At 65.2% G+C, this 11,703-nt stretch carries 10 protein-coding genes; 5 read left to right on the top strand and 5 right to left on the bottom strand.

Annotation, left to right across the window (positions count from 1 at the left end; all coding sequences use genetic code 11):
- Positions 1–74: 74 nt before the first annotated feature.
- The 4 genes from HDC34_RS10515 to HDC34_RS10500 all read left to right on the top strand — a co-directional run bounded on the left by HDC34_RS10515 (position 75) and on the right by HDC34_RS10500 (position 3,674).
- Positions 75–440 (top strand): iron-sulfur cluster assembly accessory protein, encoded by a 366-nt coding sequence (locus tag HDC34_RS10515; RefSeq protein ID WP_068476349.1) that lies wholly within the window; start codon positions 75–77, stop codon positions 438–440.
- 128 nt (positions 441–568) lie between these two features.
- Entirely contained in the window at positions 569–1,522 is a 954-nt protein-coding gene (gene coxB / locus HDC34_RS10510; RefSeq protein WP_104311858.1) for a cytochrome c oxidase subunit II, read from the top strand.
- 11 nt (positions 1,523–1,533) lie between these two features.
- Positions 1,534–3,255 carry a cytochrome c oxidase subunit I gene (gene ctaD, locus HDC34_RS10505; protein ID WP_104311859.1) on the top strand — a complete coding sequence of 574 codons (1,722 nt, stop codon included), beginning with the start codon at positions 1,534–1,536 and terminating at the stop codon, positions 3,253–3,255.
- On the top strand, positions 3,252–3,674 hold the full coding sequence (locus HDC34_RS10500) for a cytochrome c oxidase subunit 4 (protein WP_104252848.1): 423 nt from the start codon (positions 3,252–3,254) through the stop codon (positions 3,672–3,674). The genes ctaD and HDC34_RS10500 overlap by 4 nt, the downstream gene beginning before the upstream one ends.
- A 1,009-nt stretch (positions 3,675–4,683) precedes the next feature.
- Here the strand turns inward: HDC34_RS10500 and HDC34_RS10495 are convergent.
- The 4 genes from HDC34_RS10495 to HDC34_RS10480 all read right to left on the bottom strand — a co-directional run bounded on the left by HDC34_RS10495 (position 4,684) and on the right by HDC34_RS10480 (position 8,912).
- Positions 4,684–6,288, bottom strand: coding sequence for a cytochrome bc complex cytochrome b subunit (locus HDC34_RS10495; protein ID WP_104311861.1), 1,605 nt, complete (start codon positions 6,286–6,288; stop codon positions 4,684–4,686).
- A complete protein-coding gene (locus HDC34_RS10490) occupies positions 6,272–7,351 on the bottom strand; it encodes a ubiquinol-cytochrome c reductase iron-sulfur subunit (RefSeq protein WP_104311862.1) in 1,080 nt (359 codons plus the stop codon). Before HDC34_RS10490 ends, HDC34_RS10495 begins: the two co-directional genes overlap by 17 nt.
- Positions 7,352–7,423: 72 nt before the next feature.
- The gene (locus tag HDC34_RS10485; protein WP_104252851.1) at positions 7,424–8,257 is read right to left on the bottom strand and encodes a c-type cytochrome; all 834 of its coding nucleotides are present in this window, start codon (positions 8,255–8,257) and stop codon (positions 7,424–7,426) included.
- Between the two features lie 22 nt (positions 8,258–8,279).
- Positions 8,280–8,912: a heme-copper oxidase subunit III gene (locus HDC34_RS10480; RefSeq protein ID WP_211890514.1), complete on the bottom strand. Its 633-nt coding sequence runs from the start codon at positions 8,910–8,912 to the stop codon at positions 8,280–8,282.
- A gap of 106 nt (positions 8,913–9,018) precedes the next feature.
- Between HDC34_RS10480 and trpD the strand changes: the two genes are divergently transcribed.
- The gene (gene trpD / locus HDC34_RS10475) at positions 9,019–10,077 is read left to right on the top strand and encodes an anthranilate phosphoribosyltransferase (protein WP_179556801.1); all 1,059 of its coding nucleotides are present in this window, start codon (positions 9,019–9,021) and stop codon (positions 10,075–10,077) included.
- Between the two features lie 87 nt (positions 10,078–10,164).
- Here the strand turns inward: trpD and glpK are convergent, their stop codons facing one another.
- A complete protein-coding gene (gene glpK, locus HDC34_RS10470) occupies positions 10,165–11,679 on the bottom strand; it encodes a glycerol kinase GlpK (protein ID WP_104311865.1) in 1,515 nt (504 codons plus the stop codon).
- Positions 11,680–11,703 lie beyond the last annotated feature (24 nt).

Raw genomic sequence — 11,703 nt, 5'->3', positions numbered from 1 at the left:
CTGGAGCCATACGCCGTTACTGAGGTGAAGAGCGCGGGAGCAGGACGTCCCGCCCAGCAGCACGAGGAGAATCCATGAGCGCAGTTCTTGAAGGCATCACCGTGAGCGAGGCCACGCACTCCGTGACCCTGACCCAGGCGGCCCTTGACAAGATCAAGAACCTGATCGGCCAGGAGAGCGAGGGTGGCCTGCGACTGCGCATCGCCGTCCAGCCAGGAGGATGCTCCGGCCTCATCTACCAGCTGTTCTTCGACGAGCGCATCCTCGACGGCGACGCGACGGTCGACTTCGATGGCGTGGAAGTCATCGTCGATCCGATGAGCGTTCCCTACCTTGACAACGCGAAGATCGACTTCGAGGACACGATCCAGAAGCAGGGCTTCACGATCGACAACCCGAGTGCGCAGGGTTCCTGTGCTTGTGGCGACTCCTTCCACTGACTCGACACGCGGGGCTCACCTTCGCGACACACCCGAAACGGCGCGGTCTCTGACCGCGCCGTTTTGTCGTCCCCGCGCGCCCCGGGTCATCGACCCTTCCGATTCGCACTAGACTGACAGCAACCTGTATGCGTCACCTCGAAAGGTTTGCCGTGCGAGACACCCGCCGCGTGAAGTGGTTCGCCGCTCCAATTGCAGCAGCCCTGATTCTGATCCTGGCTGGCTGCACGTCGCAAGAACTACGGGGCTACATGCCCGGTGACCCTGGTGTCACCAACCATTCCGACGCCTTCACGAACTTCTGGGTGAACTCCTGGATCATCCTCCTCGTCGTGGGAGGGATCACCTGGGGTCTCATCATCTGGGCGTCAGTTCTGTTCCGCCGCCGCAAGGGCGAGAAGGGCCTGCCGGCGCAGCTGCGCTACCACATGCCCATCGAGATCCTCTTCACCGTGGTCCCGGTCATCCTGGTCGCAGGCTTCTTCGCCTTCACCGTGCGTGAGGAGGCCCCGGTCGTCTCCAACTTCGCCGAAGAAGAGCAGGACGTGAAGATCGAGGTCTACGGCAAGCAGTGGGCGTGGGACTTCAACTACCTGCCCACGAGCAACACCGAGTACGACTCCGGTGTCTACTACGAGGGAATCCAGGCGCAGGAGATCCGCGAGCCGTCCGAGGGCGGCGAGCGCGGCGCCGCCACCGGAGAGGTCGACGAGGCTGCGTTGCCAAAGCTCGTCCTCCCGGTCGGTGCGAACGTCACGCTCGACATCAAGTCGCGCGACGTCATCCACTCCTTCTGGATCGTCGACTTCCACTACAAGATCGACAACATCCCCGGCCACACCAACACCATGTCGTTCGTCCCAGAGCGTGAAGGAACGTACATGGGCAAGTGCGCCGAGCTCTGCGGCGAGTACCACTCGATGATGCTCTTCCAGGTCGAGGTCGTCTCGCAGGCCGAGTACAACGCCTACATCGCCGAGCTTCGCGCGGCGGGCAACGTCGGCTCCCACGGAGACGACTACAACCGCAACCAGAACCTTCCGGGCACTGATGTTCCCGAGTTCAACCACGAGTCGGAATAGGGGCGACGAATATGACGTCAACGCTGAACCGTCCAGGCATCACCCCGGTCTCTGAGGCGACCACCGCTCCTAGCAGCTCAGTCGAGCGCAAGGGCAATGTCCTCGTTTCCTGGATCACCTCGACGGACCACAAGACCATCGGGTACATGTACCTGATCTCCAGCTTCGTCTGGTTCTGCATCGGTGGTGTGATGGCGCTGGTCATCCGTACCCAGCTCTTCGAGCCGGGCATGGAGATCATCGACACGAAAGAGCAGTACAACCAGCTCTTCACCATGCACGGCACGATCATGCTGCTCATGTTCGGAACGCCGCTGTTCTCCGGCTTCGCGAACGTCCTCGTGCCTCTGCAGATCGGCACGGCCGACGTCGCCTTCCCGCGACTCAACGCCTTCGCCTTCTGGCTCTTCACCTTCGGCGCGCTCATCGCGGTCGGCGGCTTCCTCACGCCAGGAGGTGCGGCATCCTTCGGCTGGACGGCCTACGTCCCCTTGTCGACGACCACCTATTCCCCAGGCGTAGGCGGCAACCTCTGGGTGGCCGGTCTCGCGGCGACAGGCTTCGCGACGATCTTCGGTGCCGTGAACTTCATCACGACGATCATCACCATGCGCGCGCCCGGCATGACGATGTGGCGCATGCCGATCTTTACCTGGAACGCGATGATCACGTCGATCCTCGTTCTCTTCGCCTTCCCGGTCCTCGCTGCCGCCTGGTTCGGTCTCCTCATGGATCGCGTGTTCCTCACGCACATCTACGACGTCGAGGCCGGTGGTGCGATCCTCTATCAGCACCTGTTCTGGTTCTTCGGGCATCCAGAGGTCTACGTGCTCGCTCTGCCGTTCTTCGGCATCGTCTCCGAGATCTTCCCGGCCTTCAGCAGGAAGCCGATCTTCGGCTACAAGACCCTCGTCTACGCGACGATCGCGATCGCCGCCCTGTCAGCGTCCGTGTGGGCGCACCACATGTACGTGACCGGCACCGTGCTCCTGCCGTTCTTCGCGCTCATGACGATGCTGATCGCCGTGCCCACCGGAGTGAAGATCTTCAACTGGATCGGAACTCTCTGGCGAGGCTCGGTGACGTTCGAGACGCCCATGCTCTTCTCGCTCGGCTTCCTCGTCACGTTCGTCTTCGGTGGCCTGACCGGAGTCATCCTGGCCTCGCCGATGCTTGACTTCCACGTGTCGGACACCTACTTCGTGGTGGCGCACTTCCACTACGTGGTCTTCGGCACCATCGTGTTCGCGATGTTCGCCGGTGCCTTCTTCTGGTGGCCGAAGTGGACCGGCAAGATGCTCAACGAGCGCCTCGGCAAGATCCAGTTCTGGTTGCTGTTCATCGGCTTCCACATGACGTTCCTCATCCAGCACTGGCTCGGTGTGATGGGCATGCCGCGTAGGTACGCCACCTACCAGCCCGAGGACAACTTCACGTGGATGAACCAGCTGTCGACGATCGGCGCGTTCGTGCTCGCCATCTCGCTCCTGCCGTTCTTCTTGAACATCTTCCTCACCGCGCGCAATGCGCCGAAGGTCACGGTCGACGACCCGTGGGGCTACGGCTCCTCGCTCGAGTGGGCAACCAGCTGCCCGCCGCCGCGACACAACTTCACGTCCATCCCGCGCATCCGTTCGGAGCGCCCCGCGTTCGACCTCAACCACCCCGAGGTCGCACCACACGGATACCGTGACCTGACGCCCGTCAACGACAAGATCGGAGAACGAGAGTGAAGACCTCAGCCCGCCTCCTCTGGGTCCTCGCCGTCTTCTACGCGGTTGTGACCGTCATCTACGTCCTGTGGACTCGTGCGGCTCTCGGCCACTACGAGTGGGTCGGCATCGTCGCACTGGCGCTGTCTGGTCTGTTCGTGGCGTTCGTCGCGTTCTACCTGGGCAGCTCCGCCAAGCCTTTCCGCGTGCACGTCCTCCCGGAGGATCGTCTCGACGGGGAGATCGCTGACGCCGACCCCGAGCTCGGGTTCTTCCCGCCGCAGAGCTGGTGGCCGTTCGTGCTGGCCCTCGCCGTCGGCCTGATCTTCCTGGGCCTGTCGATCGGTGGATGGTGGTTCGCGTACTTCGCGGCCCCGCTGTTCATCATCGCGATCGTCGGCTGGGTGTTCGAGTACTACCGCGGACGCTACGCCCACTAGGCGCTGTCCTAAGGCTTCTGGCCCGTCCCTCTCACGAGGGGCGGGCCTTTTTGCCTGTGTTCCCCGCACGCCGGGTCCACGCGGTAGGGGAGTGCCATCCAGTGCTTGCGTGGCGCTGGTGAGGGCCGGGGGATATGGGCCTCGACATGGGCCCCACGTGCGCGTGCACGGCGTCTGCCCGGCCCGTATCCGGTCATCGGCGGGACAGGCACGTGCGGCTGGGTTGTCCGCGACCTGAGCCAGGAGGAAGAGGAGACAGGCACTCATCATCCGAGGGGGCACAGACTTCTCGCAAGGGGACCATGAGCGCGTCTCGGCCTGGTGGAGCGGTGCAGAGAAGCGGGGGCAGGCGAACCCCTCGCTGCTGATTATGCGGAGTCCTGAACCCCGTCGACGTTGCACGAAGAACGTCGAATTTCAGCCCTCGAGGGGCCGAGCGCTGGGCCACGGGGCGAGGACGAACAGCGTCCCGCCCGTGACGATGCAGAGACTGCGGCTGCGGTGCCTCCTACGGCCGGTCAACACGAGTGATGGGGGAGCCCGGGTGCTCGAGATCCAGTCCGCAACGGGTGCGCGCGCATCGATGACACGCACCGGCTCGAATCGGGGAGCAGTTGCAGCTCTCCTTCGTGCGGAGAGGCGACCACAGGTGGCCCCTGGAACGCCGAGCCTGCGTCCACGGTCGTTTCCTACCCCCAAAGGCGGCGGGGCTCTGGGACTGCTCGGTCGACAACATTTGGCCATGCTGCTTCTGCGCCCTGCGCCCCGGGGCGCCCGCAGCAGGCCGGCTCCGTGCTGACCTCGACCTCGGCCACGTCGGGGCGGACGCTGAAGCCGACAGTGACGCCGACGGCCAAGCAAGTATCGCTCGCCTCCATCCACGAGGCAAGCTGCTCCATCCTGGCTCGAGCTTCGAGCTCAGACGAGAATGGGGCTGCCAGACCGCATGTGTGCGGATCTGACAGCCCCATTTGCAGCCCAGGAGGCTGCCACAGGAGTTGGCTACGACCTAGTGGTGGCCGTGGTGTGCCTGCTCGAGCTCGCCTTTGGCGACCGGCTCGACACGGTCCTCGAAGAACCATCGGGACAGGGCGGCACGCACGCGCATAGGCGCCGTGATCTTGCCATCCGAATTCGGACGAAGCATGATCGGAGCCTGCTCGTTGTAGGAGACCAGCTCCCAGCGGTCGTACTTGTCCAGAGGAACCTCAACCTCGACGAACTCACCGTGCGGGAGGCGAAGGACACGACCCGACTCCACACCGTGGAGCGCGAGCGAACGGTCACGCTTCTGCAGGCCGATGCAGATTCGCTTCGTGGCGATGTACGCGATGATCGGGCCGAGGATGAGCATCACCTGGAGGAAGTGGATGACATGTTCCATCGCGAGGTGGAAGTGCGTCGCCATGAGGTCCGAGCTTGCCGCTGCCCACATGACCGCGTAGAACGTGACACCGGCAGCACCGATGGCGGTACGGGTCGGAGCGTTGCGCGGACGGTCAAGCAGGTGGTGCTCGCGCTTGTCGCCCGTGATCCAGGCCTCGATGAAGGGGTACACGACGACCAGCACGATGAAGATGCCGATGACGATGAGCGGTGTCAGGATCGCGAACGACCACGTGTGGTTGAACCAGTACACCTCCCAGCCCGGTGGGATGAGGCGGAGCATTCCGTCGGCGAAGCCGATGTACCAGTCAGGCTGGGTTCCAGCGGACACGGGGGACGGGTCGTACGGGCCGTAGTTCCAGACCGGGTTGATCGAGAAGAACGACGCGATCAGGAAGATGAGGCCGAAGATGAGGAAGAAGAATCCTCCGGCCTTGCCGGCGAAGACCGGCAGGACCGGGTTTCCGACGACATTGCCGTTCGTACGGCCGGGTCCAGGCCACTGGGTGTGCTTGTTGATCACCATGAGGGCAAGGTGCAGCGCGATGAACAGGATGACCATCGCGGGCAGGATCATGATGTGCAAGGAGTACAGGCGGCCGACGATCTCGGTGCCGGGGAACTCGCCGCCGAAGAACAGGAACGAGACCCACGTTCCGACGAGCGGGATGCCCTTCATGATGCCGTCGATGATGCGCAGGCCGTTGCCGGAGAGCAGATCGTCGGGGAGCGAATAGCCCGTGAAGCCCTCAGCCATCGCGAGGATGAAGAGCACGAAGCCGACGACCCAGTTGAGCTCGCGCGGCTTGCGGAACGCGCCCGTGAAGAAGACGCGCAGCATGTGCAGGCCGATGGAGGCCACGAACAGCAGGGCCGCCCAGTGGTGCACCTGGCGCATGAGGAGGCCGCCGCGGATGTCGAACGAGATGTCGAGCGTGGATGCCATCGCGGCTGACATGCCCATGCCCTTGAGGGGCAGGTAGGAGCCTTCGTATTCGACGTGCGCCATCGACGGGTCGAAGAAGAACGTCAGGAACGTGCCGGAAAGCAGGATGACGACGAAGCTGTAGAGCGCGATCTCACCGAGCATGAAAGACCAGTGGTCCGGGAAGATCTTGCGGCCGAACTCCTTGACCGCGCCCGAGATCGTGGTGCGCTCGTCGAGGTAGTTGGCGGCGCCAGCGATGAAGCCGCCTTCGCGGACCGGAGCTTTATACGTTGTAGTCATGGCGTCGCTCCCAGAAGCTCGGTCCGACAGGTTCGGTGAAGTCGCTCTGCGCGATCAGGTAGCCCTCGTCGTCGACGGCGATCGGCAGCTGCGGGAGCGGACGACCAGCGGGTCCGAAGATGACCTCGCAGTGGTTCTTGACGTCGAACTGCGACTGGTGGCAGGGGCAGAGCAGGTGGTGCGTCTGCTGCTCGTACAGAGCGACAGGGCAGCCGACGTGCGTGCAGACCTTGGAGTAGGCGACGATGCCGTCGTACGACCACCCCGCTCGGTCTTCGCGCTCGTTGAGCTGGTCTGCGGGGAGACGCATCAGCAGGACGACGGCCTTGGCCTTCTCCTCGAGCAGGTGGTGCTCGAGGTCGATGAGGCCGTCCGGGATCACGTGGAACGCGGAGCCGTACGTGACGTCAGCTGCGCGGATCGGCGTGCCCGTAGGGTCGCGGACAAGGCGCGTCCCTTCTTCCCACATGGTGTGCGAGAGGGATTCGACCGGGTCCGGGTTGTTTCCGTTGTAGAGGTCGCGGAAGAGGACGATGCCGGGAAGCGGCATCGCGACGAGCGCACCGATGAGCGAGTTGCGGAACAGCTTGCGGCGGCTGAAGCCGGATTCCTCGTTGGCCTGCGCGAAGATCTCGACGGCGCGCGAGCGTGTCGCGGGCGAACCCTTGCCGGGGTGGCGTGCTTCGGCCATCTCGTGGTCGGCCATGAGGTACTTCGACCAGGCGACCGTGCCGATTCCGATGGCGAGCATGGCGAGGGCGATGCCGATGCCGAGGAACATGTTGTTCGCCCGCACCGTGGAGATGTCCTCGCGGCTGATAGGCCACACGAAGTAGGCGACGACAGCGAAGATGCTGGCGAGCGCCGAAAAGACGAAGAGCGCGACGAGGATGCGCTCGGTGCGCTTCGCCTGTGCGGGGTCTACGTCGGTGATCCGGTCGCGGTGCGCCGGCATGCCAGGGTTCTCGAAGCCGTCCTTGGGAAGGATCGCGGTCCCGATGTGAGGCGCCCGCTCCGACGAAGGAGCAGTGCGAAGCTCTCCGCCGTGTTCGCCATCAGCCATGGTGATCCCTTTCTGGGTGTGTCTGTTCAGCTGCAGTATGTCTTGGGTGCCTGTGCCAGGTCTCAGCCAGCACTAGTTCGGTCGAGTGGCGATCCAGACCGCCATGGCGACGCCGGCACCGATCCCGAAGATCCAGATGAAGAGGCCTTCGGAGACGGGTCCGAGCGATCCGAGGCTGTTGCCGCCGATCGTGCCCGTGACCTCGGTCTGCCAGCGGATGGCCGTGATGATGTCGGCCTTGTCCTGGGGGGTGAGGTTCGCGTCGTTGAAGACGGGCATGTTCTGCGGGCCGGTGATCATGGCCTCGTAGAGGTGCACCGGCTCGACGGTCATGAGCTCGGGAGCGAACTTGCCCTCGGTCAGGGCGCCGCCAGCGCCGGCCACGTTGTGGCACATCGCGCAGTTGATGCGGAAGAGCTCGGCGCCGCGTGCCGCGTCGCCGTCGGCCTGCAGGTACTGCTCGTCCGGGACAGCGGGGCCGGGAGCCAGCGATGCCACGTAGTCCGCGAGGTCGCTGATGCCCTGCTCGTCGAACTGGACGGGCTTCGCGGGCGCCTGGGCGGCGTTCGCCTGCATCGGCATGCGGCCGGTTCCGACCTGGAAGTCGACGGCGGCTGCTCCGACGCCGATGAGGCTCGGACCGTTCTCCGTACCGGCGGCGTTCATGCCATGGCAGGTCGCGCAGTTCGCGCCGAAGAGCGCAGCACCGTTCTCGATGTCGCTCGCCGCGGCGGGGGCGGCACCTTGTGCTGCGGCCGCCGTCGTCGCGGAGTCGATCGCGGTGTACGCGCCTCCGGTGAGGAGGAGGCCGGCTCCGAGGAGTGCGGCGGTGGCGAGAGGGGTGCGGCGGCGTGCCGTCTTGCGGGTCGCCGTCTTCGCAGTCCGTGGCTTGGTGGTTCGGAACATTTGGGTGTTCTCCAGGATCGGGCTACGAGAAGTAGGGCAGCAGGTAGATGACGAAGAAGAGTGCAACCCAGACCACGTCGACGAAGTGCCAGTAGTAGGAGATGCCCAGCGCGCTGCTGACCTCGCGGGTGCCCATGCGCCTGGCCGAGTACATGCGGCCGATGACGAGGAGGAACGTGACGAGTCCGCCGGTCACGTGCAGGCCGTGGAAGCCGGTCGTCATGTAGAAGGCGCTCGTGTACGCGTTGAGGTTGAGGACGTAGCCCTCGCTCACGAGCGTGGCGTACTCCCAGACCTGGCCCGCGACGAAGATGCCGCCGAGAAGGACCGTGAGGTAGAACCATTCGATGGCGCCCCAGTGCTTGGGGCTCTTGCCGGTCGCACGCGCCTGCTCGCGCTCAGCCGCGAACGTGCCGAACTGGCACGTGAACGACGAGCTCACGAGGATGAGCGTGTTGATGGTCGCGAAGGGGACGTTCAGCACGCTGTGGCCTTCGGCGAACTGCTCCGGCGCCATTGAGCGCAGTGTGAAGAAGATCGCGAAGAGCCCAGCGAAGAACATCACTTCGCTACCGAGCCAAACGATGACGCCGATGGCAGTCGTATTGGGGCGATGGACCGTGTGCACGGCCTGAGCGGAGGTTGCAGCAGTCACCTGACCATTATGACCGATTTCCCAGGCTCCCGAGACAAGGCGGGCCCGACCGGCGGGTCGCGTCCGATTAGGTGTGCCTGGGTGGTGGACGACTATCGTTTCCTGCATGACTTCGACCGAGACCTGGCCCGGACTGCTCGAGAAGCTGCTTGGCGGTGAGGACCTGAGCGTCGCGCAGGCGACGTGGGCGATGCGCCAGGTGATGGCGGGCGAGGTGAGCGAGGCTCGGCTCGCGGCGTTCCTCGTGGCGCTCCGTGCGAAGGGGGAGACGGTCGAGGAGGTCGTCGGCTTCCGGGACGCGATCCTCGAGCACGCGGTGCCGCTCGATGTGCCGCCGATGGCGCTCGACATCGTCGGCACCGGCGGTGACATGGTCGGAACCGTCAACGTGTCGACCATGTCGTCGATGGTCTGCGCTGGGGCCGGGGTGCCGGTCGTCAAGCACGGCGGCGGTGCGTCCAGCGCGAAGTCGGGCTCCAGCGACGTCCTCTCGGCGCTCGGCGCCGTGCACACGGCCGATCCGGTGCGCGTGAAGCGGATCTTCGAGGAGGTCGGCCTGACGTTCGTGTACGCGGCGCAGTTCCATCCGGGCTTCGGGCACGCGCGGAAGGTGCGCGGCGAGCTCGGCGTCCCCACCGTGTTCAACCTGCTCGGCCCGCTCACCAACCCAGCACGACCGGAGGCTTCGGCGGTCGGCGTGGCACGCCAGGCGGCGATCCCCCTCATCACCGGCGTGTTCCGCACGCGCGGTGCGACGGCACTCGTCTTCCGAGGAGACGACGGGCTCGACGAGTTGAGCGTCACGGGATACAGCCACATCTGGGAGGTCTCGAACGGCGCGATCACGGAGCACGACCTTCATCCGCGCGACGTCGGCCTCGGCACGTACGACATGCAGGAGCTCCTCGGAGGCCTGCCAGAGGAGAACGCCGCCATCGCCCGCGACGTCCTGTCCGGGAAGCGACACGGTGCCGTCCGCGACATCGTGCTGCTCAACGCCGCCGCTGGCCTCGTCGCCTACGACCTCGCGCAGAATCCCGAGGCCGCCGAGCGGCCCCTCCGGGAGCGGCTGTCAGCCAGGATCGTGGATGCAGCGGCGAGCATCGACAGCGGGCGGGCGATCGAGACCCTCGACGCCTGGGTCGCCGCGACACGCGCCGCCTGACCCCGACGCAGCTCAGACCACGGAGAACGGCCGAGGCCCTCAGCAGGTGCTGCTGAGGGCCTCGACGTGTTCTCTGCGTTGCCCGGACTACGAGACGTCGTCGTCGACCCAGTCAAGCGTCTTCGAGACGGCCTTCTTCCAGTTGCGGTAGAGGCGCTCGCGCTCCTCTTCCGGCATCTGCGGGGTCCAGCGCTTGTCCTCCTGCCAGTTGGCGGACACCTCGTCGAGGTCCTTCCAGAACCCGACTGCGAGGCCGGCCGCGTAGGCGGCGCCGAGTGCGGTTGTCTCCGTGACCACGGGGCGAACGACATCGGTGTTGAGGATGTCGGCCTGGAACTGCATGAGCGTGTCGTTGGCGACCATGCCGCCGTCGACCTTGAGCTCGGCGAGGGGCACGCCTGAGTCAGCGTTCGACGCCTCGAGGACGTCGCGCGTCTGGTACGCCGTGGATTCCAGCGCTGCACGCGCGATGTGGTTCTTGTTGACGAAGCGCGTCAGACCGACGATGGCGCCTCGTGCATCCGGTCGCCAGTACGGCGCGAAGAGGCCCGAGAACGCGGGGACGATGTACGTGCCGCCGTTGTCCTCGACCTTGCTCGCCAGCTCTTCGATCTCCGGTGCCGAGTTGATGAGACCCAGGTTGTCGCGGAGCCACTGGACCAGCGAGCCGGTCACGGCGATCGAGCCCTCGAGCGCGTAGACGGGAGCCGCGTCGCCGAGCTTGTAGCAGAGCGTCGTGAGGAGCCCGTTCTCGGACTTCACGATCTTCTCGCCGGTGTTGTAGATGAGGAAGGACCCGGTGCCGTAGGTGTTCTTGGCCTCGCCGGACGTGAAGGCTGTCTGCCCGAACGTCGCCGCCTGCTGGTCGCCGAGGATGCCGGAGATCGGGACTTCGCGGAGGAGCGACTGCGTGCTCGCGTGTCCGTAGACCTCGGACGAGGACTTGATCTCGGGGAGCATCGACGCTGGAACACCGAAGGCGTCCAGGATCGACTGGTCCCAGGCCAGCGTCTCGAGGTCCATGAAGAGCGTTCGGGAGGCGTTCGTGACGTCGGTGACGTGCACGCCCCCATTCACCCCGCCCGTCAGGTTCCAGAGCACCCAGCTGTCGGTCGTGCCGAAGATGAGGTCGCCTGCCTCGGCTCGCTCGCGCGCTCCGTCGACGTTCTCGAGGATCCAGACGATCTTGGTGCCGGAGAAGTAGGTGGCGAGGGGCAGGCCCACGGTGTCCTTGAACCGCTCGACGCCGCCGTCGGCCGCCAGGCGGTCCACGATGGCCTGAGTGCGCGTGTCCTGCCAGACGATCGCGTTGTAGACCGGCTCGCCGGTGGTCTTGTCCCAGACCACGGCCGTCTCGCGCTGGTTGGTGATGCCGATCGTGGCGATGTCGTGCCTGGTGATGTTCGCCTTCGAGAGCGCCTGGCCGATGACCTCTCGCGTGTTGTTCCAGATCTCCTTCGGGTCGTGCTCGACCCAGCCGGCCTGCGGGAAGATCTGCTCGTGTTCGAGCTGCCCCGTGGACACGATCGACCCTGAGTGGTCGAAGACGATGGCTCGAGAGGAGGTGGTGCCCTGGTCGATGGCGATGACGTACTTGCTCACGGAATGACTCCCTTGTCAGAGATG

The organism is Pseudoclavibacter sp. JAI123, from assembly GCF_013409665.1.
GTDB lineage: Bacteria > Actinomycetota > Actinomycetes > Actinomycetales > Microbacteriaceae > Pseudoclavibacter.
The sequence above is the reverse complement of the archived record's forward strand: the minus strand, read 5'-3'. Positions and strand labels throughout refer to the sequence as shown.